We start from the raw sequence: 26620 nt of genomic DNA on the forward strand, positions 1-26620 counted from the left end.
TCAAGGAGGCAGAATAAATGAATTACGTTACACATTCGTTAGGAGGGGTAGCTGCAGGATTAGTTATAGTATCCGCAGGAAACATAACTGATCCTGTTCAGCAGAGTACAATTATGACAGGAGCCATATTGGGATCATTGTTTCCCGATATAGATCATAGACAAAGTTGGATTGGACATAAGTTACCAATTGCAGCAGATATATTGGCAGGATTATTTAAACATAGGGGAGCTATACATACACCGGTATTTGTTCTGATTGTTAGTATAATTTTAGGAATGTTAAACTGGGGATGGCTGCATGATTTAAATTATCTTGCGACATATTTTATAAAAGGGTTTATACCTGGAATGGTATCTCATTTAATTTTAGACACCCTAAATGTACAGGGAATCATGTGGCTGTGGCCTATATCTACTAAGAGGGTTCATGTATTAAGCATTAGGACAAATAGCATGATGGAAGCTGTTGTCTGCATTGTGTTAGCAGCATGTTTATATGGGCAATATACAGCAATATTTTAAAAATTTTTTGCATACGAATAAAATATATCTGTTCAATAAAGACAAGTTAATCATTCTGGTGGCATAGAATGTTCTAATGTGATCTTTGGAGGACAGCATGAGAAAAAGAAGGAAACGTCCTAGAAGGAAAAATAAGAGAAAAAGAAGGGCATTGCGGCGGATAATGGTCATATTTGCCTTAATGGCAATCGTATTTATTAGCTGCATATTTACTATATTAGGAAGAAATATGCCTTCTGCGGATGCAAATGAATTGCCAGATTACGTTAAATCTTCAGAGGGGGCGTATTTTCAATGGCCAACCCCAGAACTGAATGAGATTACGTCTAACTTCGCAGCAGCAAGAAAACATCCGGTTTTCGGAATTACACGGGCGCATAACGGAGTGGATATCAGTGGAAATGAAGCAATGGGATCCCCAGTAGTTGCCATTGGTGATGGCGTTGTCATATCGGTAAGCTTAAATGGCGGGGAGCGGGGAATAAACATAAGAATACAGCATAACATTGGTGATGATGTATGGATTTCCAGATACCAGCATTTATCTGTTGCAAGTGCTGCGGTTGGACAGAAAGTTACAAAAGGTACATTAATTGGTAGCGTGGGAAACAGCGGCATATGTACAGGACCACATTTGCATCTTGAGCTTAGTTATAACGGGGTTTTAATTGATCCATTGCTGCTAATAAAAAAGTAGAGGCGGATGATTATACTTACTCTTTAATTTGACAAAAAATATAGATACATTTATACTGGTGCTAAAGGTTAGCATTGGCTGACTAGATTTTAAATGGGAGTATTGGTTATGAAAACAAGAGCAAATAATAAAATAGTAGCAGTTATAATTTGTATGTCTATTTTGCTTACTATTTTTTCTGCAACAGGTTATGCTCTTCTTTATGGCAATCATGAATGCAATGGAGTACACTGTACGGTTTGTGAACATTTAAATAATCTAGCTAATGCTACTAAAGCGTTAGGCGATGGAGTAGGTTTCTTCTTAGCAATTCTTTTCATAACAGCCATTTTTCAAAAAGGATTACCAAAGTTTATTGGTGAGAACCTTTCTGTAGTTTCTTTAATATCCCTAAAGGTTAGAATGAATAATTAAACCTCGAAGTTTTAATTTGTTAGATTAATAAGAACTTTGGGAGGATTTTATATGCGTAAATTTTTTACTGCCATCATGGTGATGGTATTATTTGTGTTACTTATAACGGGTTGCGGAACTGATAAGAACGTGTCTAAGGATAAAAATACGAAAGAGGCTTTAAATGTAGTAACTACTATTTTTCCGCCTTATGATTTTGCGTCACAGATTGTAGGAGATAAGGCTGCGGTTTCCATGCTGCTGCCTCCGGGTGCGGAAAGTCATTCTTATGAACCAACACCGCAGGACATCATAAAAATACAAAATAGTGATGTGTTCATTTATACGGGTGGTGATGCTGATGCCTGGGTTGATGATATTTTGGAATCAATGGATACAAGCAAGATGAAAATTGTAAAAATGATTGATTGTGTCCCAGCAGTGGAAGAAGACATGGTTGAGGGTATGCAGCCTGAGGAAGAGGAGAACAGTGCTTCAATAAAAGAAGAAGGACCGGAATATGATGAGCACGTCTGGACTTCCCCTAAAAATGCTATTAAGATTACACAGGATATTTCTGATGTTCTTTGTCAAATAGATAAAAAAAATGAAGGGTATTACCAAAAAAACACTGCAGATTATATTGCAGAGCTGAATATTTTGGATAAAGAATTCAAAGAAATTGTGACAAAGGCATCCAGAAAGGTGATTGTGTTTGGCGACAGATTTCCACTCAGGTATTTTGCAGATGAATTTGGATTGAAGTATTACGCAGCTTTTCCAGGCTGCAGCACCGAAACTGAGCCAAGTGTAGATACAATTAAGTTTCTAGTTGATAAAGTGAATTCAGAAAAAATACCAGTTGTTTTTTATATAGAATTTTCAAATCATAAGACGGCAGATAGTATATGTGAAGCTACAGGTGCAAAGCCACTACTGTTCCATTCTTGCCATAATGTTTCACAGGAAGATATAGATAAAGGAAAGAGTTATGTGGACATCATGAAGGAGAATGAGGTTAATCTCAAGGAGGCCCTAAGATAATGGCATTGATTAATTGTAAAAATTTGGTATTGGGCTATGATGGAAAGATGATTTTTGAAAATTTAAGTTTTAAAGTAAATACAGGAGACTATTTATGCATCATGGGTGAAAACGGAGTTGGTAAAACCACTTTGGTGAAGTGCATACTAGGTATCTGCAAGCCAATGGGCGGTATTATACAATTCGGTGAAGGTCTAAAGCAAAATGAAATTGGTTATATACCACAGCAGAGCAGTGCTCAACGAGAGTTTCCAGTTACTGTGCAAGAAGTGGTGCTGTCAGGATGTTTAAACAGTCATGGAAGTATAGCTGTTTACAATTCAAAAGACAAAAGAAGAGTAGAAGAAAATCTAGAACGGCTTAACATAAAAAATATGAAGAGAAAATGCTATAGGGAGTTGTCAGGAGGTCAGCAGCAGAGAGTACTGCTGGCCCGTGCTCTCTGCGCAACAAAAAAGCTATTATTTTTAGATGAGCCAGTAGCTGGCCTGGATCCAAAGGCTACAGAAGATTTTTATGATCTATTAAAAGAGATTAACTGTGAAGGTATAACTATTGTCATGATTACCCATGATTCACAAGGGATAAAGAAAAGCGCCAAACAAGTATTATATATGAGCCAAAGAGAACTTTTTTATGGGGATATAAAAGATTATCTTGGGGGTGAAGGAAATGCTTAGTACCGTTCAAGAATTATTTGCCTATCCATTTATACAGAGAGCTGTAATAGTTGGTATTTTGGTCTCGCTTTGTGCGGCTCTACTAGGAGTCAGTTTGGTATTAAAGAGATATTCCATGATTGGTGACGGACTCTCTCATGTGGGTTTCGGCGCGCTTGCACTGGCTATGGCAATGAACCTTGCGCCTTTAGAAGTAGCTATTCCAATTGTGGTGGCAGCAGCTTTCTTGCTGCTGAGAATTTCTGAAAGCAGTAAAATCAAGGGGGATGCAGCTATTGCACTTATTTCTACCAGTGCCCTTGCCATTGGAGTAATCGTTATTGCTATGACTACTGGAATGACCACAGATGTATGTAATTATATGTTTGGCAGTATTTTATCTATGAGTAAAAATGATGTAAGACTAAGTATTATTATCTCTGTTTTGGTAATCATCATGTACCTGCTCTTTTACAACAAAATATTTGCTATTACTTTTGACGAGTCTTTTGCACAGGCTACGGGAATAAATACTCGAAGGTATAACTCTTTAATTGCATTTCTCACAGCGGTTACAATTGTTTTAGGTATGAGAATGATGGGTGCGCTGCTTATTTCCAGTTTAATTGTTTTTCCTGCACTAACGTCGATGCGGTTAATAAAATCCTTTAAAGGTGTAGTAATCAGTTCTACTGTGATATCTGTAACGTGTTTTGTGATAGGCATTTTAATGTCTTATGTTTGTGCGACTCCAACTGGGGCAAGTATTGTTTCTGTTAATTTGCTCTTATTTATTACTTTTTCTCTTATTAGTAAAATAAGATTTAAGCAGAAGGGGTGAAAAATGACTCAGAAGAACAATATAAAAAGGTTGATGTCACTGCTGCTCATACTTGCCACGATTTTTACAATGTGTAGCTGCAGCTCTGGGAAAAAAGAACCGGTCAGCAAAGCTCAGGCAAAGGATGATAGTGTGGTGGAAATAACGGAAGACCTATTCCTCACACAGGTCAATGATATTTATACCAATGCAGATGATTATCTTGGCAGGAAGATAAAATATCAAGGGATTTTTGAAACTATGCCATATGAAGAAGGTGGAGAAAGCCAAGATATTCTATATGTATTCAGAAATAGTCCCGGCTGCTGTGGCAATGATGGCACAGCAGGCTTTGAAGTGGCATGGGATGGAGAAATGCCTACACAGGATTCATGGGTAGAGGTAGAAGGGACTTTAGCAGCTTTTAAGGATAAAGATGGAAATCAATATCTGCATTTAGAGTTAGATGCACTTAAGGTTTTAAAACAACGAGGTAAAGAGTTTGTTTCTCAATAGAGGTTGAATAAACGCTTTAGGCACCAGAACAAATTGGAGCCATTAAAAAGAATAGAACTGGCTCTTCTCACGGTTACAATTGCACTGTATAATTAGGATTACTAATAATTATTTAAGTGTAAAAGTTTGGAGGAGAAAAGGTCTATGGATACGAAATACGTAATGATTATTCAATGTGATATTGCAAGACAGAGATGCAGCGGGTTTGCATGTACAAACGGATTTTATAACCGAGATGATGTTTTTAAGGATTATGATGATAACGTAAGATACATTTCGTTAACCTGTGGAGGATGTTGTGGGGCAAGCCTTGCTTCTAAGCTAGAGCATTTTTCAAAAAGGCTGACCAAGAAAACCGCTGTAACAAAGGACGAAGTTGCAGTGCATTTGTCTTCTTGTATGGTAACAGATAATTACCATCACGATCGTTGCCCTCATGTGGATTACATAAAGGCCCTCATTGAAAAGAAAGGGTATAAAAGAGTTGTAGAGGGTACATACATAAGTAAAGTAGCAGAAAAGAAAAGGGAAAGTGGAGAATATAAGCGTTATTAGGAAGTGATGCAGTGAAAATCAGCAGCTTTCGATTGGTTTGTTTTAAAGAGAATATTAAAAAAGAAAAAAAGCTAGATATGGTTATTTCTAGCTTTTTTTAGTTAGTAGGTTGTCACTACTCTTGATACTTCTTCTTATGATAAGTTGAAATTCCTAATAAAGCACTAATGGGACAGTAACGGATCAATCCTGTTATTATCGTTAAAATACCAACAATTCCCCACCAGTTTTTGTAGTATAAACCTAGAATAATAATTATTAATCCAATTATAACTCGAAAAATTTGTTCGGTTTTTCCCACATTATATTTCATTTAAATCACCTCAGGAATATTTTGAAAATTATCGCTGGCTGCTATGGTGTGAATTTTCCATTTTATCGGTAGTGTGAGAATCCTTAGCATTCTTGTTAGAATTGTCATTTTTAACATCATTACTACAATTACTTGTCTTAACATACTTACCAGGCTTATTATTGGTATCTTTTTTTAATATATCCATGTCATCACCTCCAGTTTAAGTATGTGTAATTCCTTGAAAAATATCAGAAATAAAACATATTGACTTTAACAATTGCTATATGCTATATTAGCTTATACAAAAAGCAAGACCTTTAACATGAGTCACTGTTTAATGAGTTATGTTAAAGGTTTTTTTAATGAAGGAAGGAACGTTAAACGAATGGGATTCTTATCTACTGATTTTTGGTCAGTGCTATTGACTATTGTCATTACTGATTTGGTATTAGCGGGAGATAATGCGATTGTAATCGGATTAGCAGCTAGAAATTTACCACATAAAAACCAAAAGAAGGCTATCATATTAGGAACCGCAGGTGCTATTGTTGTTCGTTCAATATTAACCCTGGTAGTGGTATGGCTATTGAAAGTACCTGGCTTATTATTGTTAGGGGGTTTATTACTAATCAGGATAGCATATAAATTACTTGTTGATGAAAAAGATCATGACAATCTGAAGGCTGGAGAAAATTTAATTGGGGCTATTAAAACGATTATTGCTGCAGATGCAGTTATGGGGGTAGATAATGTCCTCGCCGTTGCAGGTGCAGCGCATGGAAGCTTTTTTATGGTTGCTTTAGGATTATTAATCAGTGTCCCAATCGTAGTTTGGGGCAGCACAATTATTTTAAAATGGATAGAATGTTTTCCAGTAATCATTTACATAGGGTCAGGTGTATTAGCATGGACTTCATCTAAAATGATTGCGGAAGAACCATTTTTAAAGGGATTCTTTGAAGGAAACTTATTATTGAGATTGGGATTAGGGTCGGTACTTATTGTTGGAGTTCTTTTAGCAGGTAAGCAAAAAAAACAAAACAGAAGCAGAAACATATAAAATGAGAATAAATTAGACCTTGGGTTACCCAAGGTCTAATTTTATTCTATGTAGCAATACTTGTTTTTTCCATTATTTTTGGCTTGATAAAGAGCGATATCAGCACGTTTTATAGCTTGTGCATAGTCCGCATCTCCGGTTGTAAGAAAAGTGCCACCCATAGATATTGACACACGAAAGGTTTCATCTCCACTTTCAAATGTAATAGAATTAATATTTTCAAGAATTTTATTTGCAAATTCATTCTGTGACGTTGGACGAATACCTTGCACACTTAATAGAAATTCTTCACCGCCCCAGCGGAAAAGATAATCTGTGGATCGGATACTTTTCAGTATAGTAGAGGATACTGTTTTTAAAACCATATCTCCTACATCATGACCATAAGCGTCATTAATTTTTTTGAAGTTATCAATATCTGCCATACACAATAAAGGCGCGAAACCTGTCTCTTCAAAATCAGACAACCCTTGTTGAAAAAAATTCTCCGCTGCTTTTCTGGTGAATGCACCAGTCAACGGATCAAGTTCTGTTTCGGCTTTTACAAATAAATCAATTTGTTTCTTGTACTGTTTTTGTAATTTTATTATTAAATATATTCCTCCACCTAAAGTCATTACCACAATGGCAATGCAAAAAAAGATGGTCAGATTAATTATATTTTTATTATAGTTATTTAATTTATTTGTGTAAGAAAACATATCTCGCAGTGGTGTCCCTGTGGCAATAATCCAATTATAGGGTTTGTAAAGCCTAGCATAAGATAGTTTCTCTGTTATTTTGCCATCAGATTTATTAACAAAATAGTAGGACTGAAACAGCTCTCCCTTTTCTTTTATTCCATTCAGTTCTTTTAAGTAAGGATAGTTACCTTTTATATCTTGCATGTTGGTAGATAGATAGGTGCCTTCTGTGTTAAGCAGATTAGGGTGTATTACACGTAAGGCGTAATTATCACCACCAGCATAATTTACAATCTCATTAACCCATACATATTCGTTTTCAGGGTATGCCGCATGATGTATTTCATTATAAACTTGATTTTTTACAATGACGTCAAGCTCAGTCTGATCTGCAATCAGGATAACAGTCCCTATACTAACAGGAATTTCACGGTAGACTGCAGCATTGGATTTTAGTTGGTTTAATTGCGCGTTGGATAAGGGGACAGATTTCCCTTTATTCTTTATAAGAATAAAATTTTCACTATCTTGATATTTAAGCACAATTTTAATTGCTTGTGCATAAAGAGTGTGTTGAAACGCACTTTTAAGTGTCGTAATACTTTCTAAGCTGTTGGTTGAGGTTACATTGGCAAGAGCAACCTCTATCAGTGATTCGGCTTGTATTTTTATATACGCTCGTTTGAGATCAATTCTAATGATTGTGTCGTCAATTATTTTTTTCATAGACTGTTCTGTATCGTCCACCGCCACCTTTTGAAAAATCTCATTATTGTGAATTGAGATTTCATTGGCAAGAAAGTTTAAGATTCCTATCATTGACAAACCAATCAATATCTGCATAATTATTAATATTTTTAAGTATTTTTTATTTTGCTTGTCCATGGGGAATCTCCTTATTACCTCTACTAAGCAATAGGTTGTGAATTATAATTATAGTATAAATTGTATCAAATTTCTATAATGATTATAGAATGAATATAATAATAACAGTTTTATAAGTACAGCTTAAAAAGAGTTTAATAATCATACTTAAATGAACGGAGGCCCTTTTCTAATTGACTAACAAAGAATCAACAAAGTGGTGGATTTTTGCCATTACAAGTATGGCTAATTTAAGTGCCACATTTGCTATTAATAGCGTGAATTTAGCCCTTCCAATACTTGCAGATGAATTTGGCGTTTCACAGGGAGACGTCAGTTGGCTGACCCTTGTTTACTCGTTAATTCCCTGCTGTATGTTATTGATCTGTGGTAAAATTGCAGATCTGTATGGGTATAAAAGACAGTATAAAATTGGATTTATTTTTTTCGCATTATCCTCCATTTTAGCGCCAATTTTTTCGCATACCCTTTTGACTCTGTTTTTTTTCAGAGCGCTACAAGGCCTTGGCTATAGTTTATTAATATCTATAACACAGGCAACTATTTCAAAAACATTTGATGATGAAGAACGGGGAAAAGCACTTGGAATTAACTCTGTCTTCGTATCCGTAGGATTTGCATCTGGTCCAACAATAGGAGGATTTCTGCTATTGCATTATTCATGGCATTCTATTTTTTATTTTTCAATACCGTTCTGCTTGATTGGTTTACTTGCAACGATGATAGTTATGCCAGAGGATGAAAGGGAGGTTCATGGAGAACAACTGAAATTAGATGTGCTAGGCGGAATGTTGTTTGCAATTTCTATTGGGACACTGGCTATTGGCTTAAATTTCAGTGATAGCTGGGGAGTAATATCCACTCCATTTATTTTATGTATTATGATATTTATGCTTGCGCTTAGTTTATTTATATGGAGAGAGAAAGTAACCAATATGCCAATGATGCCATTAAGTTTATTTCAAAACAAGACCTTTTCACTTGCAAATGCAACATGTGCTTTATCCTATATGACTCAACAGCTGACGGCATATTTATTTCCGTTTTTTCTTATAAATATTTTATCACTTAGCGCGGAAAAAGCGGGGATGGTGCTATTAGCTTCTCCTATAGCAATGATGATTGCATCCCCTTTTGGTGGAGATCTTTCTGATAAATATGGAACATGCAGACCAGCTATCGCAGGTTTGATATTAATTGCTTTAAATTGCTTTTTAGTTGGATTTTTTAAAGAGAATATGAGCATTTTATTAGTGATTCTTGTATTATTAATGGTAGGTGCAGGGAACGGATTGAGTGTATCAGCCATTAATTCTGCAATCCTGGGCTCTGTTTCAAAAGAGGATTCTGGTATAGCCTCTGGTATGCTGGCAACTATGAGGAATATAGGAAATACCTTTGGAACAGCAATTGGAAGTGCTATGCTTATAACAAGGCAAGCACATTATGCTGCAGACTCGGGATTAAGTAAAAATGCAATATACATATATGCTCAAAAGGATACTTTTTTAGTTGGATTAGGAATAGCTATACTGGCAATAATCCTTGTAATGAAAATACCTGATAAAAGATAGAAAATAACGAAATCAGAATCAATATATTAATATAGTTGAATTTATTTATGTTGACAATTGGGTGATTTGTATTGTATTATAAAGCAAGTTAAAAGGGAGTAGTTGGTATTACAAAGTCAACATACCGGTAGAAAATGCTACCTGGTTTTGTAAGCCTTTTAGGTAACGAGACTTTTGGCATAACTCTGTAAAGGGTTATGGTAGAAGTCTTTTTTTGTTTGTCACAATAATCATGAAGGAGATAAATCTATGTTAATTGATGTAATAATGCTAGTTATTAGTTTGGGTTTTATTTTATTTGCCTGCTTTGTTTTTACAAATGCCATTGAGTGGTTTGGAAAGAAATTAAACCTAGGACAGGGAGTTGTAGGAAGTGTATTTGCCGCCATAGGAACTGGGTTACCTGAAACTATTATACCAATCATTGCGATTGTTTTTTATACAGGGGGGGACGCACATGAAATAGGTATCGGGGCTATCGCCGGTGCTCCATTTATGTTAGGTACTTTAGCCTTCTTCGTGACAGGGCTGGCCGTATTAGTTTTTTCTAAACTCGGCAGAAGAAGCACACAAATGACGGCTGATGTAGATGTAATTTCAAGAGATTTGACATTCTTCATAATAATCTACGGAATTGCAGTTTTAACTAGTTTAATACATACGCATGTTACTATTAAAGCATGTATAGCAGTATTACTATTGTTATCTTATATTATTTACTTAAAAACTACATTTAGTGATGAGGCTGATCAAGTGGGTAATGTTGATGAATTGTATTTTACCAGGTTTTTTAAGGTGAAAACAAGTTTAGTATGGATTGTAGTACAATTAATCATAGCTTTACTTGGTATTATTTTGGGAGCGGATTTATTTGTAAAATATGTAGAAAATCTAGCCAATTCTATTGGTATAGCACCATTGATTTTATCAATGATTATTACACCAATAGCTACAGAACTTCCTGAAAAGTTAAACTCTGTGATTTGGATAGGACATAAAAAAGATACACTTGCATTGGGTAATATAACAGGAGCAATGGTATTTCAGAGCTGCTTTCCAGTCGTATTTGGTATCATTTTTACATCATGGAATTTAACAGGAATTACGATGTTATCTGCAATAATTGCGTTAACATCTGCGGCACTAAATCTTGCATGGATTAAAATAACAAAAACAATTAGTCCGTATGTTCTTTTGGCAAGTGGAGTTTTATATATTATATTTCTAATCAATGTCATTTAAAGACAAATTAACAAATCCCCGGACAATATTATATTGAACGGGGATTTGCTATTTCCTTAGCAGAAAATTATCTTTGAACGTTATTGCTTGAACTTTGGTCATTTTTTCTAGAATCAGCTTTCTGATCATTTTTTCTAGAATCAGAATTTTGATTATTTCTTCTAGAATCGTCATTTTTTGCATTGGTGCAAGAATCAGCTTTTTGAGCTTTCTTGTAAGCATCAGCGTTATTAGTTGTTTTCTTTAAATAATCCATATTAGTCACCTCCAAATTTAAGTATGTGTAATTAGTGGGGAATTATTATAAAATCTAAAATTAAGTTTGCTTTAGAATAAATTAGAAGCAGATTATAGCTTATATGGTTAAAATGGGGTACAACAAAATGCCATCTACAGCATATAATGAATAAGATCGAATCCGTTCACATGTTCTTGGGATAAGATCAATTACTGTCTATTACGATTTAAAAGTAAATTTTTACATTTTTGACAAGAATAGATGTAATTATATTTTATAAAGGAGGTATATTTATGGAGTTAAATTCTAAATATCCCTTGCATGAAGAAGTTTCTAATTCTAAACAACATCAAGATTGTGGCTGCCAATCCGCATTTGGAAATAAAGTGATTTTTGAAAATAGCTATGGAAATTTTGGGCCGTTGGATATTACTTTCGCTGCTGGTGAATTACTTCAAACTTTCAATCAGCCCATATCAAGTGTTACAATTGATACAACCTGTGTAGACGTCAAAAATCTTATAATTGATTTTACAGGTATTTTAAATGTAACTACTACTGTAGCAGCCACTTCTACGTTAACTTTTACACTGTATAGAATCTGTAAGGATAGAAGACCACGTCAAACTATATCTTCAGTTAATTTCTTTGTGGCAGATACAACTGGTGACGTTACGATTAGCCATACTCTAGCGTTTAAATTCCCAATTAGGGAGGATAACTGCAATGGCTGTTGTACCTATGTGTTGGACCTGATAAGTGTATCTAATGCTGATTTTGGAACGATAAACTACTCTATTAATGGAAACCTTAGCGCATTGGCCATAGTTGCCGCTGGTTAAACTTGTCTGTAGAGTCGCAGAACCCAGCTGGCATTTTAAGTGCAGGCTGGGTTTTAATTTTAATTAAATGCACATTTTAACACTTTCACCAACTCCTTCATATAATTATACTATACCTAGTTTAGGTGTATATTATATAAAAGGGTGATGAAAAATGTATAGAAATAGACAATGCAACTGTAGCTGCGAATGCAATCAAGTGGATGCTATTGAAGATATACAAAGGAGCATCTGCAAAATCAAAGCGGGTATTAAAGATATCCAGAATGGCCTTAATGACATCTGCTGTTGTAGAATTAGTGAAGGCATAAAATGTATCGAAAATGGACTGTGTAAAGCTAAAAAAGGCTTAGACGATGTGATTGAAGGGTTAAAAGATTTCGAATTTGAATGCGATTACAGAAGTAATACGGGCATTAAAGACGGTGTCTGTGGTATCAAAGACGGTGTCAAGGGTGTGCAGGAAGGACTGTGTGACCTTCAGAATGGCTGTCTCTGTGAGGGAATTGTAAACGTTCGTGAAGGTCTGCAAGACCTTGAAGAAGGATTATGCAACTTGATTAAGGGAGTAAGTGATATTAACGACCAAAGAGAAAAAAGAAGAAAGAACAAAGGCTGCGAAATATGTCCAGGAACAGCATGTGAAAATAGATATGATGAAATTTGCGGATGTTTTGGAACTGACTACAAAATTTAAATTATTATTCACGGCATAGTGGATAAGATTCGTTCGGATTTTACTTATAGCGGGAGTTGATTTTAATCATCTCTCAACGTAAGAAGATGAAGGTTAATGAAGTAAAATAAACGGTTTAACAGCTGTTCTAAGAACTGAATGGGGGCGGCTGTTAATGTGAAAAGAATATTAAGGATTATTAGAAGTAAACATAACCCCCTTTAGATTTGAATATCTTACATATGTGGATACTTGAATCAGAGGGGGGTTTTTAATGTATAGAGTTGTAGTAATTGGTGGCGGCTGGTCAGGTTGTGCTGCGGCTATAGCCGCACGAAAAGCAGGGGCATCCGTGGTGCTGATCGAAAAGACCGACTTGCTTTTGGGTCTAGGCAATGTGGGCGGCATTATGCGAAATAATGGCAGGTTTACTGCTGCTGAAGAAAACATTGCTCTGGGTGCAGCTGAGTTATTTCAAATAACGGACAGTTGTTCCAGACATAGAAATATTGATTTTCCAGGTCACAAACATGCCAGTCTGTATGATGTTATGAAAGTGGAACCGCAAGTCAGAAGAGTGCTGAAAGATATGGGTGTTGACATACGCATCATGTCAAGAGTTATCGACGTCGTTACTGAAATGGTAGAATTACCTGAGGAAAAGCCGAAAAAATACATAAAAAGTCTTGTTGTTACCAATGGGGTTGGGCTTGGTCAGAGGAATACGGAAGTGCAGACCATAGAGGGGGATGTTTTTATTGAATGCACAGGATCTACAGGACCTATGGGGAATTGCCTTGCTTACGGTAATGGATGCTGCATGTGTATACTCAGATGCCCTGCTTTTGGCCCTAGAGTTAGCATTTCGCAGAAAGCAGGAGTAACCGACATAATGGGAATGAGAAAGGACGGTGCATGGGGAGCCTTTAGCGGTTCTGGAAAATTAGAGAAAGGATCTTTGTCAGAAGAAATACAACAGGAGCTAAATGATATCGGAGTAGTTGTAATACCTTTAGAAAAGAAGGATATAGTCAAAGAAAAGTTGAATTTAAAAGTATGCCAACAGTATGCTTTAGATGAGTATGCAGAGAATATAGTACTTTTAGATACAGGCTATGCTAAGATTATGACACCTTTCTTCCCATTAGAAAAGTTAAGGGAAGTACCGGGCCTTGAAAATGCCAGATATGCTGACCCTTATGCAGGAGGAAAGGGGAACTCTATAAGGTATTTATCTGTAACCGAAAGAGACGACTATATGAAAGTTGCAGGTATTGAGAATTTACTTTGTGGGGGTGAGAAGTCAGGATTATTTGTGGGGCATACAGAGGCTATTACAACGGGAAGCCTGGCAGGCTATAATGGCGCAAGATATTTAAAGGGATTAAAGCCAATGGAATTGCCTAGACAGCTAGCTACAGGTGATCTGATAGCTTATGCGAATGAACGTCTGCAAACACGAGAAGGATTAATGACTCGATACACCTTTGCAGGGGCAGAGTATTTCCAAAGGATGCAGGAACGGCAGTTATATAGTACAAATCCAGAGGAGATTAGTGGGCGTGTGGCTCGAACTGGTTTGGAGGGAATATATAATGAAAAAATAATATAAACATAAATACAAATTAAATAGTAGTCGGGCAAGCAGGAAGAATGATTAAATTATCATTTATGTTCTGCTTGTCCAATTTTATTGCTTGTTCTTATCGTAAACGACTTGGCCATTGATTATAGTATAAATGGTATGGGTAAATACTTCCATGGGATTGCCATCAAATATAGCTATATCGGCATCTTTCCCAACCTTGATGCTGCCTACCCTGTTTGACACATTACAAATTTCTGCAGAATTAATTGTAATCGCTTTAAGACCTTCTTCCATAGGCAGACCTTCTTTTACCGCGTAACCAGCACAAACTGGCAAGTACTGAATCCTGCTAACCGGATGATCTGTTGTTATGGCAATTTTAATTCCTGCGTTACTAACAAGCCCAGCATTCTTAAAATCCATATTCTGTATTTCAATTTTATTTCTGGAAGTGAGACAAGGTCCTATTATTGCTGGAAATCCTGAGTGTTTAATTTCTTGTGTAATTAAATAACCTTCTGTACAATGATCTAAGGTTAAACGTAAGTCAAATTCTTTTGCAATTCTGATGGCTGTTAATATATCATCTGTCCGATGTACATGAGCCTTCAATGGGATTTCTCCGTTTAAAACAGGGAGCCAGCACTCCCGCCTGAAATTAAGTTCGAAAGGTTTTCTACGTTTTTTACTATCTATTTTTTCTTTTTGGTATTGTGCGGCTTTAAATAGCTCCTCACGTAATAATGCGGCTATAGACATTCGGGTAGTGGGAACTTTATTTAACTCGTTATAATTGCTTTTTGGATTTTCACCAAATGCTATTTTCATGGCTGCAGGCTCAAGAACAACCATTTCATCAATACATCGTCCCCAAGTCTTTATAAAGGCGAACTGGCCTCCCACAATATTTGAACTTCCGGGACCTGCCATAACAGAGGTGATGCCAGAGCAAATTGCATTATGAAAAGCAGAGTCCATTGGATTAATGGCATCAAGACCTCTGATATATGGAGTGATTGGATCTTTCATTTCATTACAATCCTCACCTTCAAATCCTTTTTTCTCTTCGGTGATTCCTATGTGACAGTGAGACTCTATAAGTCCGGGTAGCACCCAGAGACCTTCGGCATTTATTGTTTTAGATATTTTGTATTTTTTTTCATCTATTTTATTACCGACTTTATATATTTTTTTATCTCTAATTAATACATAGCCTGACTCAAAGGTTGTTCCCTCCATAGTTAATACTTTACCATTTTTTATTAATAACATAATTTGTCCCTTTATTTGCCCCTTTAAAAATTAAATTATAATTTTAAAATATCACATAAAGTATGCGTAATTTGCTAAGAATTATTATAACAAAATTGTATAAGGCATTGACGATAAGTGATTAAAATTGTTATACTGATTGCTAATATATAAATGAAGAAGAGAGAAAAGACAAAGGGGGAAGTCAATTGGATAAACCAGTTTATGTTATAGGGCACAAAAATCCGGATACGGATTCGATCTGCTCCGCTATTGCATATGCTCATCTGAAAAATCAGATTACAGATAAATGTTACGAAGCTAGACGCGCTGGACAAGTAAATAATGAGACAAAATATGTATTAGAAAAATTCGGTGCAGAGGCACCTGAACTCATTGCAGACGTAGGCACACAGATAAGAGATGTTTCTATTAAAAAAATTGATGGAATTAAGAGTGGTATTTCTCTGAAAAAAGCTTGGAACATGATGAGAGACACTTCAAATTCCACATTGCCAGTTACGTTAGATGGAAAACTAGAGGGGATAATTTCAGTTAATGATATTGCAACCGCGAATATGGATATTTTTGAAAATGGAATTTTAGCTTTATCAAAAACACCATACAGAAATATTCTAGATACCCTTGAAGGGACTATGATAGTTGGTGATGAAGAGGGATTTGTGGAAAATGGGAAAATTCTTATTGGAGCGGCAAATCCTGATTTAATGGAAGAATACATAGAAAAAGGGGATATTCTCATTACAGGAAATCGCTTTGAATCACACCTTTGTGCTATTGAAATGAATGCAGGATGCATTGTAGTATGTATGGGTGCTCCAGTGTCTAAAACCATAAAGAAGCTGGCTATGCAGAACAACTGTAGAATTATAAGTACACCTTATGAAACATATATGGCGGCCAGAATGATTAACCAGAGTACTCCAATCCGCTATTTTATGCGTCAAGAGAACATAGTCAGCTTTATGGAAGATGATTATGTCAGTGATATGAAGGAGTCTGTTACTAAAATCAGGCATAGAGATTTTCCTGTTTTGGACAAGTCAGGTAACTATTGCGGTATGCTTTCCAGAAGGTCTTTGATTAACATGAATAGAAAGAAAATTATTCTTGTGGACCATAATGAAAAATCTCAAGCGGTAGATGGTATTGAAGAAGCGGAAATAATGGAAATTATTGACCATCACAGAATTGGAAATCTGGAAACACTTGCTCCTGTGTACTTCAGAAATCAGCCTTTAGGCTGCACGGCAACGATTATCTATCAAATGTATGTAGAACAGGGCGTCAAGATGGATGAAAAAATTGCAGGATTATTATGTTCCGCTATTTTATCCGATACACTGATGTTCCGATCGCCAACCTGTACAAATATGGATAAAGCTGCTGCAGAAAGTCTCGCTAAAATTGCAGAAATTAATATTCAAGAATATGCAGAAAAAATGTTTAGGGCAGGCAGCTCCCTGCAGGATAAATCTACGGAAGAAATATTCTACCAGGATTACAAAAAATTTGCTAGTAATGGAATAAAATTCGGTGCAGGACAGCTTACTTCCATGGATGGAGATGAGCTGGCTTCATTGAAGCTTAAGATTCTTCCATTTATGGAGAATGCCTGTAAGACTTCTAGTTCAGATATGATGTTTTTTATGCTAACGGATGTTATTCATGAATCCACAGAATTGTTATTTGTAGGTGAAAAGGCTAAGGACATAGTTGAAAGGGCTTTTTGTGGAAAAGCCGAAGAATCTTCTATTATAATGAAAAATATAGTTTCAAGAAAGAAACAGCTGATTCCTAAACTAATTAATGCCATGCAGGAATAAGTAAATAATTAGAAAAGGGAAAAGCCGTATATGAATTCAACTGGGTTGGATTTATATACGGCTTCTTTTGTATATTATAAAAAACATTCCCGATACTTCTTGACGATATCTATTTAACGTGGTAAAGTACAAACGTAAACAAATTATGGAAAAGAGGTAGACAAAATGAAAGAGCAAAGGGAAAATAAAATAATAAAATCCATAAATCCTTTAATAATTCTTGCAGCGATTGTAGTTATAGCAGCGGTTGCTACTTATATAGTTCCTGCTGGGGTTTTTGACAGGGTTGAAAATACAGCAACCGGTTATGATATAGTAAATCCTAGTTCATTTCATTATGTGGAGAATACTCCTATAGGAATTTTTGATTTATTTAAGTCCATAACATTAGGATTGCAGGGAGCCGGAAATATTATATTTTTTTTACTTATCATTGGAGGCGTTTTTCAGATAGTTGAGGCAACAGGTGCATTACATGCAGGTATTTCAAACTTAGTTAAAAAAACTGCGGGAAAGCAACTTTTACTTATTCCATTATGCATGGCAGTTTTCTCATTAGTTTCGGCCACGGCAGCATGCAGTGAAGAATATCTGGCTTTTGTCCCATTGGTATATGTAGTTTGTGTAGCATGCGGATTTGATTCTATAACAGCCGTTGCTATACTTTTTTGTTCATCAGCAGTAGGTTATGCAGGTGGTATGACAAATGCTTTTACGGTAGGGGTTGCTCAAAATATTTCAGAAATTCCATTGTTCTCAGGCATAGGCATGCGTACAGCAATTTTTACAGTACTGGTAATTATTACTATAATATATGTTATGATTCATGCCAGAAATGTTAAAATAAATCCGCAGAAAAACGTAATGTATGAACTGGATCACAAGTACGCAGATCAGATTGATTTTTCGGAAATTGTAAAAATAACCAAGAGACAAAAAGGTGTCTTATTAATATTCGCCTTAGGGTTTATAGCTGTTGCGATTTCGGTTATTAAGCTGGGCTTTTACATAGATGAAATGTCTGCTATTTTTGTAATAATAGGAATGTTATGTGCAATAGTGGGGGGATTAAGTCTAAATGATACAGCAGATGCTTTTGTAGAGGGTTGTAAAAATTTAATATGGGCAGGATTAATCATTGGATTTTGTAAAGCAGCAACAAACATCATGTCGGATGCAAATATTATGGATACACTGATTAGTAGTATGGCTAGTGTACTGAAAGGATTGCCTTCACAGGTTAGTGCATGTGGGATGTTTATTATACAGGACCTATTTAATTTTATAGTGCCGTCAGGATCTGGTCAGGCAGCTATAACTATGCCGTTTATGGCGCCTCTTGCAGATTTACTGGGACTAACAAGACAGGTAGCTGTTTTGGCTTTCCAGCTGGGTGATGCGTTTACTAATGTAATAACACCTACAAGTGGCTCGCTTATGGCTGCTTTGGCAATCTGCCATATTCCATATAAAAGCTGGATAAAGTTCATGCTTCCTTTATGGGGAATGTGGTGTATCGTTGCATGTGCATTTCTTATTTATGCTTCAACTATAGGATACATGGGATATTAGATGGGGAAGGAGAAGAATTATGAATAAAAGAGTACTTAAAGGGGTAGAACCAGAGGGGGTAATGTATTACTTTGAGGAAATATCACAGATTCCCAGAGGGAGTGGTAACGAAAAACAAATAAGTCAATATATATACCAATGGGCTTGTGAAAAGGGGTATGAAGCCTATCAGGATAGGGCCCTAAACGTAATAATCAAGAAACCTGCAACACCGGGATATGAAAACTCTGAGGCTGTACTGCTTCAGGCACATATGGATATGGTTTGTGAAAAAAATAGTGATAGTAATCACGATTTCCTAAAGGATCCTATTCTTTTGAAAATAGAAGGTGATCTTATATTTTCAGCCGTCGGAACGACTCTTGGTGCAGATAATGGGATTGGTGTTGCTTATTGTATGGCAATTTTGGAAGAAAAAAATCTGAAGCACCCGCCCTTGGAAATACTGCTTACTACAGAGGAGGAATCTACATTTAATGGGGCCATGTGCGTTTCGCCAGAGTCTTTTAAAGCAAAAAAACTGATTAACCTTGACCAGGCAGAGGAAGACAGAATTTTAGCAGGAAGCTGCGGAGGATCAGGGGTAAAGGTAATGTGTCCCTTAAATTACGAGCTCATAACATCGTTAAGCGGATATAAAGGCTTTCATATAAAAGTAAGTGGGTTAACTGGTGGACATTCTGGAGAGGACATTAATAAGGGACATGGCAGTGCTATTAGTTTGCTAGTACGTCTACTTTATGAGATAAAAAGGAAATATAAAGTTAAATTAGCTGACATTTATGCAGGAACTTCGAGACTTGCCATATCAAGAGAAGCAGAGGCGGTAATTTTTGTAGGTACTGACAGAGTGCAAGAAGTAGAACATACAATAGCGGAAATGAAAGATATATTTACAACGGAATATAAAGGAATCTGCAATGATTTAAAGATTCAATTTAACGAAAGTGACAGCATAGATTCTAAGATTATTACAGAGGAAGACTTTGATAAAATTATGCAGCTTTTATATTTGTTTCCTGATGGTATAAAAAATATGAATGGATTAATGCCTGGGGTTGTAGAAAGTTCTATTAACTTGGGCATACTTAGATTTGAGAATGGTTACCTTAAAGCAGAGGCAGAACTTAGAGGTTCATTTGACTCAACGTGTCATCATATTAAAAATCAGCTGATAAATTTGAGTGAGGTATTTGGAGCTGAAATAAAGTTCTTTTCAGAATATCCAGCCTGGTCATACAACTCGGAGTCTATAGTCAGAGAAAAGGCTATTTCCGTTTTTAACAAAGAATTCGGAAAGGAGCTTAAGCCGATTGTAGTTCATGCGGGCATTGAGTGTGGCTGCCTACTAAAGAGTATGCCATGGTTAGATGCTATAGCCATAGGTCCAAACTGTTGGGGGTTCCATTCACCGTCAGAAAGAATGAGTGCATCTTCAGTTAAAGCTGTATGGCAGTTTTTAAAGAAATTGTTAGAAGAACTTAAGTAAATAATAACGCCTTCCGATATAATATATAGATGGAGGACGTAACGAATGTATATCAATGTGGGAAACAATTTATTCATGCCTGAGGGTGATGATTATAGTAAAACGGAGTTTTCTAAGGTTACAGAAGAAATAAACTTAGAAGGCAATGCAGTTCTACAGCAGCTTAGATTACAGCAGGCAGCCGAACAGCTATTAAGGCCTAAACCTATACAGAAGAAGGTAGATAAATCTGACAAGTCCCAAAATATAGAAAAGAAAAAATTAAGTTATAAAGAAATTCTGGATCAGGTGGTTGCGTCTAAATAGCAGCAACTTTATCCATAAAAGGGGGTGCTCGCAAATGAAATGAGCACCTTCTTTTTTCATTTTTTTATCTATGTTTTTTAATTCAAACTTTCCTAAAATTTGATTAAGATTATAGTAAATGACAGCTTGTTGTTGGCAAACCGCAAAAATGTGGTATTGATTTGTCAAATATGTTAAAATTAAAGGTAATGATTTTATAAAAAACAGTGAAGGAGAACTTTTAATGGCAAATTTATGGAGTGGTAGATTTGAAAAGGGTATGGACGAAATCGTTGAGAAGTTTAACGCTTCTATTGATGTTGATAAAAGACTATATGCTTGTGATATACAGGGCAGTATTGCCCATGTAACAATGCTTGCAAAGCAAGGTATTGTTGTTGAAGCTGAAAAGGATCAGATCATTGAAGGCCTTAAGAAAATAAAAGATAGGATTGATGCTGGTGAATTTGAATTTACGATTAAGCAAGAGGATATTCACATGGCCGTAGAAAGCGCTTTAATAGATGCTCTTGGAGATACTGGCAAGAGGCTTCATACAGCAAGGAGTAGAAATGATCAGGTAGCAGTAGATACAAGACTGTATTTGAAAGAACAAATAAAAGAAGTGTTAGAAAACTTGATTTATATGGAAAAGGTGCTGCTTGAAAAGGCAAGGCAATATGCAGATAGTATTATGATTGGATTTACGCATATACAACATGCACAGCCTGTAACCGTAGGGTTTCATTTAATGGCTTATTTTCAAATGTTTAAAAGAGATATTCAGAGATTACAGGATACTTATGAAAGAATGGATTACTGCCCATTAGGAGCTTGTGCTCTAGCTGGAACAACATTACCTACAGATAGGCATTTTACCGCTAAAATGCTTGGATTTAAAGCGCCTACAGAAAATGCCATGGATAGTGTCAGCGATAGAGACTATGTAATTGAATTTTTAAGTGATGCTTCAATTTCTATGATGCATATCAGCCGATTTGCAGAGGAATTTGTTTGGTGGAATTCACAAGAATTCAGTTACATTGCTATAGATGATAGTTTTTGCACAGGGAGCAGTATAATGCCTCAGAAAAAAAATCCAGATATGGCAGAACTTTTGAGAGGAAAAGTTGGTCGTGTATATGGACATCTGATGCAGATTCTGACTGTCATGAAGGGAACACCACTTGCATATAACAAGGATTTTCAAGAGGATAAAGAAGGCTTGTTTGACGCAATTGATACTTGGAAAGCTTCTTTAAGAATTTTCGCAAAGATGATAGAAAAAACAGAATTTAGGATGGATATGATTGAGAAACATCTTCATACAGGTTTTTTAAATGCTACTGATATAGCAGAGCACTTTGTTAAGCAGGGGATGCCGTTCAGAGAAGCTCACGAGGTTGTAGGTAAAATGGTAAAATTCTGTGAAAATCATAATAAAGACTTTATTGATTTGAGGGAAAGTGATTTGCAGCAAATAGATGAGTGGCTCTCTTTAGATAAGTTACCCGATTTAAGCATTAAAGGCTGTGTAGATGCTCGAGTTTCATTTGGAGGCACTGCGCCAGTAGAGGTTTGCAGACAGATTAAAGTTGGCGAAACTTGGCTTACAGAATTGGAGGAAATGTAGATTGTTTACTGCACAAAATTACCTGATGCCAGCAACTTTAGAAGAGGCATGGGTATTGAATCAGAGCAAAAGCAATAAAATTATAGGCGGAATGTTATGGCTTAAGATGGAGCATAAAAATATTTCTACTATAATAGATTTATCTGCACTTGAACTTGGGTCAATAGATGAAACGGATGAAGAATTTAAAATCGGGGCTACGTGTACATTAAGAGAATTGGAACAGCATCAGGGGATTGAAAAATTTTTTGCAGGTATGATTCGTCATTCGCTTGAATCAATTGTGGGTGTGCAATTTAGAAATCTTGCAACGGTTGGCGGCAGCATTTATTCCCGATTTGGTTTCTCTGATCTATTAACGGCTTTCATGGCATTAGAATCTTACGTGGAATTATATAAAGGCGGAATCATTTCTTTGCAGGATTATGTGAATATGCCTTATGACCGGGATATTTTAACGAGAGTCATTATTAAGAAAAGAAATTGTAAAACTGCATATATAAGCTTTAGAAATACAGCTACAGATTTTCCTGTCTTAGCTTGCGCTATATCGAAAATTGAAGAGGGAGCATGGAAGATTATATATGGAGCACGTCCGGGAAAGGCATTAGAATTTGAAAATAACCTGCCTGAAGAGCCTGATTTGGCTGATATTGATGGGGCAATAGAAAAGCTCAAGTCCTGGGAACATTTTGCAAGTAATATGCGTGGCAGTAAAGAGTATAGAAAAGCGTTAGCAGCATCATTGTTAAAAAAAGCTGTAAAACACATAATGGAAACGGCGGGAGCGTAATTTATGGAAATTAAAATGATGGTTAACGATAAAAGTATTACCGACAATATAGCGCCAGATCTTTTACTAATAGACTTTTTGAGAAAGCATGGTTTCTATAGTGTTAAACGTGGTTGTGATACGGCAAATTGCGGTCTGTGTACTGTGTTAATGGAGGATAAGCCTATTTTGTCATGCTCTTTTTTAGCAGTGAGGGCCAATGGTAAGCATGTGATCACGCTAGAGGGGATGCAGTTAGAAGCAGAGGTTTTTGGCCGCTTCATGGCAGGAGAGGGGGCAGAACAATGTGGCTTTTGCAGTCCTGGATTTATAATGAGCGTACTATCTATGGAAAAAGAATTTGCACAAAGAGGCATGATGGAACCAACAGAAGAAGAGATAAATAAATATTTATCAGGGAATTTATGCAGATGCACAGGATATATGAGCCATATCCGGGCTATTACAAAGTACCTTAAAAGGCAGGTGGACTAAATGAAAATTGTAAATACCAGTATAAATAAAAAAGATTCCATGTCATTAGTGACAGGAAAGCCCGTATATACTGATGATTTAGCGCCAATAAATGCCTTAGTTGTGAAACTGCTTAGAAGTCCTTATGCACACGCATTGATTAAATCTATAGATAAAGCCAAGGCAATGAAAGTGCCTGGTATTGAGTGTGTAGTAACCTGGGAAGACTTAGAGCAGAATCGATTCACCACAGCGGGCCAGTCTTTTCCTGAACCAAGTCCACAGGATAGACAGATTCTTGATAGAAGACTTCGATGTGTGGGAGATCCTGTTGCAATTGTAGCGGGAGTTGATGAAAAGACTGTTCTTCGAGCGGCATCTCTTATTAAAGTGGATTATGAAGCACTTGAGCCAGTTTTGGATTTTAGACAGGCCAAAGACAATAAGATTTTAGTACATCCTGAAGAAAATTGGGAAGCCCTTTGTGAGGTGGGTGCAGATAATCAGAGAAATCTATGTGCACACGAAGCCTTTGAACATGGGGATGTTGAGGCTGAACTGAAGAATTGTGAAATTGTTATAGAGGAAACCTATCATACAAAAGCGAATAGTCAGACTATGATGGAACCCTTTTGCTCCTTTACTCATTTAGATACATATGGCAGATTAAATATTGTATCGTCTACACAAGTGCCCTTTCATGTGAGGCGCATAGCGGCAAAGGCATTGGGCCTTCCTAAATCTAAGGTCAGGGTGATTAAACCAAGAATTGGCGGCGGCTTTGGAGCGAAACAGTCAGTAGTAAGTGAATTATTTCCTGCGGCGGTAACTATGGCTACGGGAAAACCTGCTAAAATTGTGTTTACTAGAAAAGAAAGTTTTGCAAATGGCAGCCCAAGACATGAGATGGAAGTGAAGGTCAGGCTGGGTGCAGATGGAGAGGGCAATATAAAAGCCATTCATATGTATGCTTTATCCAATGCGGGAGCATATGGGGATCACGGCCCTACCACTGTTGGTCTGGTAGGACATAAAGCTATGGCTATCTATAACCACGCAAATGCCTATAAGTTCGATTATGATGTGGTATATTCCAATAATCCTTGGGGAGGAGCATATAGAGGATATGGAGCGACTCAGGGATTCTTTGCTTTAGAATCAGCCATAAATGAACTTGCAGCAAAAATTAATATGGATCCTATTGAACTAAGATTGAAAAACCTAGTGAATGTGGGAGAAAAAATGACGGTTTACTATGGTGAGGTTCTGGAAAGTTGTGCTCTAAGGGAATGCATTGAAAAGGCCAAAACGATGATTGGCTGGGATAAAAAATATCCTTGTATAGACATGGGCAATGGCAGGGTAAGAGCTGTAGGAGCAGCAGTTGCCATGCAAGGCTCAGGTATTTCCAATCTTGATATTGCATCAGCAGAACTAAAGCTCAATGATGAAGGTTTTTACACTCTGATGCTTGGATCTGCAGATATGGGGACCGGATGTGACACCATACTAGCACAGATGGCTGCAGAATGCCTAGAATGTGATGTAGACAGAATTGTAGTTCATGGAGTTGATACGGATATATCTCCTTACGATACAGGGTCTTATGCTTCAAGTACAACGTATATAACAGGAAACGCAGTTATTAAGACTTGTGAAGCTTTTATAGAAAAAATGCTTCTGGAGTCTGCAAGAATCTTGGGTTGTAATCAGGAGGAATTAGAATTTGATGGAGATAAAATTTATCAAAGGGATGGAAATAAACAAATTACCATCAAAGAACTTGGCAATGCCTCTTATTTAGGCGGGCACAACTGCATCTCCGCATCTGAGTCTTTTTATTCGCCAGTTTCGCCTCCTCCATTTATGGCAGGAATAGTAGAAATAGAGTTGGATAAATCCACTGGTAAAGTGGACATCATTGACTACGTAGCTGTAGTAGACTGCGGAACGCCAATCAATCCTAATTTAGCAAGAATTCAAACTGAGGGAGGTATAGCTCAGGGGATAGGAATGGCATTATTTGAGGATGTGCTTTATGATGAATATGGAAGAATGATGACCAATTCGTTTATGCAGTATAAGATTCCAAGCAGGCTTGATGTGGGGAAAATCAGAGTTGAATTTGAAAGCAGTTATGAACCTACAGGACCTTTTGGAGCAAAATCGATTGGGGAGATTGTAATCAATACACCTGCACCTGCATTAGCAGCTGCAATTTATAATGCTTCAAAAGTTAAACTAACTGAGTTACCTATGACAAGTGAAAAAATCTTATTAGGGATGTTAGAAAATGAAAGATAGAGATAAGATAAATGTTATTTTATTGGCGGCTGGTAACAGCCGCCGTTTTGGCAGTAATAAACTGTTAACTGAATTTAGAGGAAAAACGTTATACAGATATACATTTGATATGGCAAAAAAGCTGGCTGAATGGCTGAAAAAAACTAATATTGACAGTAACATAGTTATTGTATCCCAATACGAAGAAATATTGACAGAGGCTGAAATATCAGGTTACATGACCATTAAAAACAATAAACCTGAGGAGGGAATTTCTTATTCAATAAAGCTGGCTTTAAGGGCATGCAGCCAACCTGGTGACAGAGAGAATAAGAAAATTAAAATCTATAATGGCCTGAAGTATCTGTTTTTTGTTTGTGATCAGCCTTTACTTCGTAGTGAAAGCGTAATAAATTTGATTTTCGCATATATGAATAGTGACAAAGCTATGGGCTGCCTCGTATATAAAAACAGGTTGGGAAACCCCTGTATTTTTGACAGCAAATGTGTACCAGATTTATTAGAGCTAGAAGGTGATGCGGGAGGCAAAAAGATTATCTTGCTTAATCCGGATAGCACTTTAATGGTGGAAAGCTGTGAAGAAAAAGAACTATTTGATATTGATAATATAGCAGATTTTTATGAATTAGAGAACGACCTGAAGTAATACAACTTTAGGTCGTTTTTTTACTAACGCTTTGCCTTGATAAATAGCAATAGCAA

General features: G+C 36.4%; 28 protein-coding genes. 23 read left to right on the forward strand and 5 right to left on the reverse strand.

The features are described from left to right. The first annotated feature begins 17 nt into the window (after positions 1–17). The 8 genes from RTW14_RS12540 to RTW14_RS12575 all read left to right on the forward strand — a co-directional run bounded on the left by RTW14_RS12540 (position 18) and on the right by RTW14_RS12575 (position 5208). The gene (locus tag RTW14_RS12540; RefSeq protein WP_312651892.1) at positions 18–524 is read left to right on the forward strand and encodes a metal-dependent hydrolase; all 507 of its coding nucleotides are present in this window, start codon (positions 18–20) and stop codon (positions 522–524) included. 97 nt (positions 525–621) lie between these two features. Next, positions 622–1221 (forward strand): M23 family metallopeptidase, encoded by a 600-nt coding sequence (locus tag RTW14_RS12545; protein ID WP_312651894.1) that lies wholly within the window; start codon positions 622–624, stop codon positions 1219–1221. A 108-nt stretch (positions 1222–1329) separates the two neighbouring features. Beyond that, positions 1330–1635 carry a hypothetical protein gene (locus RTW14_RS12550; RefSeq protein ID WP_312651895.1) on the forward strand — a complete coding sequence of 102 codons (306 nt, stop codon included), beginning with the start codon at positions 1330–1332 and terminating at the stop codon, positions 1633–1635. Positions 1636–1686: 51 nt separating this feature from the next. Next, the gene (locus tag RTW14_RS12555; RefSeq protein WP_312651897.1) at positions 1687–2658 is read left to right on the forward strand and encodes a metal ABC transporter substrate-binding protein; all 972 of its coding nucleotides are present in this window, start codon (positions 1687–1689) and stop codon (positions 2656–2658) included. Continuing rightward, positions 2658–3338, forward strand: coding sequence for a metal ABC transporter ATP-binding protein (locus tag RTW14_RS12560; protein ID WP_312651900.1), 681 nt, complete (start codon positions 2658–2660; stop codon positions 3336–3338). The genes RTW14_RS12555 and RTW14_RS12560 overlap by 1 nt, the downstream gene beginning before the upstream one ends. Then, positions 3331–4158 (forward strand): metal ABC transporter permease, encoded by an 828-nt coding sequence (locus RTW14_RS12565; RefSeq protein WP_312651903.1) that lies wholly within the window; start codon positions 3331–3333, stop codon positions 4156–4158. The genes RTW14_RS12560 and RTW14_RS12565 overlap by 8 nt, the downstream gene beginning before the upstream one ends. A gap of 3 nt (positions 4159–4161) precedes the next feature. Further along, positions 4162–4653 (forward strand): TIGR03943 family putative permease subunit, encoded by a 492-nt coding sequence (locus RTW14_RS12570; protein ID WP_312651905.1) that lies wholly within the window; start codon positions 4162–4164, stop codon positions 4651–4653. Between the two features lie 144 nt (positions 4654–4797). Next, positions 4798–5208 (forward strand): CGGC domain-containing protein, encoded by a 411-nt coding sequence (locus tag RTW14_RS12575; RefSeq protein ID WP_312651907.1) that lies wholly within the window; start codon positions 4798–4800, stop codon positions 5206–5208. Between the two features lie 115 nt (positions 5209–5323). Here the strand turns inward: RTW14_RS12575 and RTW14_RS12580 are convergent, their stop codons facing one another. Both RTW14_RS12580 and RTW14_RS12585 read right to left on the reverse strand, forming a co-directional pair. Further along, entirely contained in the window at positions 5324–5521 is a 198-nt protein-coding gene (locus RTW14_RS12580) for a YgaP family membrane protein (RefSeq protein ID WP_312651909.1), read from the reverse strand. 28 nt (positions 5522–5549) lie between these two features. Then, positions 5550–5708 carry a hypothetical protein gene (locus RTW14_RS12585; protein ID WP_312651911.1) on the reverse strand — a complete coding sequence of 53 codons (159 nt, stop codon included), beginning with the start codon at positions 5706–5708 and terminating at the stop codon, positions 5550–5552. A 132-nt stretch (positions 5709–5840) separates the two neighbouring features. On the opposite strand from RTW14_RS12585, the gene RTW14_RS12590 reads away from it, so the two are divergent. After that, positions 5841–6563 carry a TerC family protein gene (locus RTW14_RS12590; RefSeq protein WP_331654445.1) on the forward strand — a complete coding sequence of 241 codons (723 nt, stop codon included), beginning with the start codon at positions 5841–5843 and terminating at the stop codon, positions 6561–6563. Positions 6564–6604: 41 nt separating this feature from the next. On the opposite strand, the gene RTW14_RS12595 is transcribed toward RTW14_RS12590, so the two are convergent. Then, the gene (locus RTW14_RS12595) at positions 6605–8131 is read right to left on the reverse strand and encodes a sensor domain-containing diguanylate cyclase (protein WP_312651913.1); all 1527 of its coding nucleotides are present in this window, start codon (positions 8129–8131) and stop codon (positions 6605–6607) included. A 173-nt stretch (positions 8132–8304) separates the two neighbouring features. On the opposite strand from RTW14_RS12595, the gene RTW14_RS12600 reads away from it, so the two are divergent. Together RTW14_RS12600 and RTW14_RS12605 are read left to right on the forward strand one after the other, a co-directional pair. Continuing rightward, positions 8305–9705 (forward strand): MFS transporter, encoded by a 1401-nt coding sequence (locus RTW14_RS12600; protein ID WP_312651915.1) that lies wholly within the window; start codon positions 8305–8307, stop codon positions 9703–9705. A 249-nt stretch (positions 9706–9954) separates the two neighbouring features. Next, a complete protein-coding gene (locus tag RTW14_RS12605) occupies positions 9955–10947 on the forward strand; it encodes a sodium:calcium antiporter (protein ID WP_312651917.1) in 993 nt (330 codons plus the stop codon). Between the two features lie 67 nt (positions 10948–11014). Here the strand turns inward: RTW14_RS12605 and RTW14_RS12610 are convergent, their stop codons facing one another. Then, positions 11015–11203 carry a hypothetical protein gene (locus RTW14_RS12610; RefSeq protein WP_312651919.1) on the reverse strand — a complete coding sequence of 63 codons (189 nt, stop codon included), beginning with the start codon at positions 11201–11203 and terminating at the stop codon, positions 11015–11017. Positions 11204–11478: 275 nt separating this feature from the next. On the opposite strand from RTW14_RS12610, the gene RTW14_RS12615 reads away from it, so the two are divergent. The 3 genes from RTW14_RS12615 to RTW14_RS12625 all read left to right on the forward strand — a co-directional run bounded on the left by RTW14_RS12615 (position 11479) and on the right by RTW14_RS12625 (position 14315). Further along, positions 11479–12027, forward strand: a complete 549-nt coding sequence (locus tag RTW14_RS12615) for a DUF4489 domain-containing protein (protein ID WP_312651921.1) — start codon at positions 11479–11481, stop codon at positions 12025–12027. 154 nt (positions 12028–12181) lie between these two features. After that, positions 12182–12724: a hypothetical protein gene (locus RTW14_RS12620; protein WP_312651923.1), complete on the forward strand. Its 543-nt coding sequence runs from the start codon at positions 12182–12184 to the stop codon at positions 12722–12724. Between the two features lie 253 nt (positions 12725–12977). After that, positions 12978–14315 (forward strand): FAD-dependent oxidoreductase, encoded by a 1338-nt coding sequence (locus RTW14_RS12625; RefSeq protein WP_312651925.1) that lies wholly within the window; start codon positions 12978–12980, stop codon positions 14313–14315. Between the two features lie 78 nt (positions 14316–14393). Here the strand turns inward: RTW14_RS12625 and RTW14_RS12630 are convergent, their stop codons facing one another. Further along, complete coding sequence (locus RTW14_RS12630) at positions 14394–15563, reverse strand: amidohydrolase (protein ID WP_312651927.1); 1170 nt, start codon at positions 15561–15563, stop codon at positions 14394–14396. 188 nt (positions 15564–15751) lie between these two features. Here RTW14_RS12630 and RTW14_RS12635 point away from each other — a divergent pair, with 188 nt between their 5' ends. The 9 genes from RTW14_RS12635 (at position 15752) to RTW14_RS12675 (ending at position 26564) form a co-directional block, all read left to right on the forward strand. Next, positions 15752–17389 (forward strand): putative manganese-dependent inorganic diphosphatase, encoded by a 1638-nt coding sequence (locus RTW14_RS12635; protein ID WP_312651929.1) that lies wholly within the window; start codon positions 15752–15754, stop codon positions 17387–17389. A gap of 165 nt (positions 17390–17554) precedes the next feature. After that, the gene (locus RTW14_RS12640) at positions 17555–18961 is read left to right on the forward strand and encodes a YfcC family protein (protein WP_312651931.1); all 1407 of its coding nucleotides are present in this window, start codon (positions 17555–17557) and stop codon (positions 18959–18961) included. 19 nt (positions 18962–18980) lie between these two features. Beyond that, positions 18981–20450: a beta-Ala-His dipeptidase gene (gene pepD / locus RTW14_RS12645; RefSeq protein WP_312651933.1), complete on the forward strand. Its 1470-nt coding sequence runs from the start codon at positions 18981–18983 to the stop codon at positions 20448–20450. Positions 20451–20495: 45 nt separating this feature from the next. Further along, on the forward strand, positions 20496–20756 hold the full coding sequence (locus tag RTW14_RS12650) for a hypothetical protein (protein WP_312651935.1): 261 nt from the start codon (positions 20496–20498) through the stop codon (positions 20754–20756). A gap of 223 nt (positions 20757–20979) precedes the next feature. Beyond that, complete coding sequence (argH, locus tag RTW14_RS12655; protein ID WP_312651937.1) at positions 20980–22368, forward strand: argininosuccinate lyase; 1389 nt, start codon at positions 20980–20982, stop codon at positions 22366–22368. A 1-nt stretch (position 22369) separates the two neighbouring features. Continuing rightward, positions 22370–23161, forward strand: a complete 792-nt coding sequence (locus RTW14_RS12660; RefSeq protein WP_312651939.1) for an FAD binding domain-containing protein — start codon at positions 22370–22372, stop codon at positions 23159–23161. Between the two features lie 3 nt (positions 23162–23164). Further along, complete coding sequence (locus RTW14_RS12665) at positions 23165–23635, forward strand: (2Fe-2S)-binding protein (RefSeq protein WP_312651941.1); 471 nt, start codon at positions 23165–23167, stop codon at positions 23633–23635. Continuing rightward, entirely contained in the window at positions 23636–25918 is a 2283-nt protein-coding gene (locus RTW14_RS12670) for a xanthine dehydrogenase family protein molybdopterin-binding subunit (protein ID WP_312651943.1), read from the forward strand. Further along, positions 25908–26564: a nucleotidyltransferase family protein gene (locus RTW14_RS12675; RefSeq protein ID WP_312651945.1), complete on the forward strand. Its 657-nt coding sequence runs from the start codon at positions 25908–25910 to the stop codon at positions 26562–26564. Before RTW14_RS12670 ends, RTW14_RS12675 begins: the two co-directional genes overlap by 11 nt. Positions 26565–26620: the final 56 nt, after the last annotated feature.

It is taken from the genome of Aminipila sp., from assembly GCF_032051575.1.
Taxonomy (GTDB): Bacteria; Bacillota; Clostridia; order Peptostreptococcales; family Anaerovoracaceae; genus Aminipila.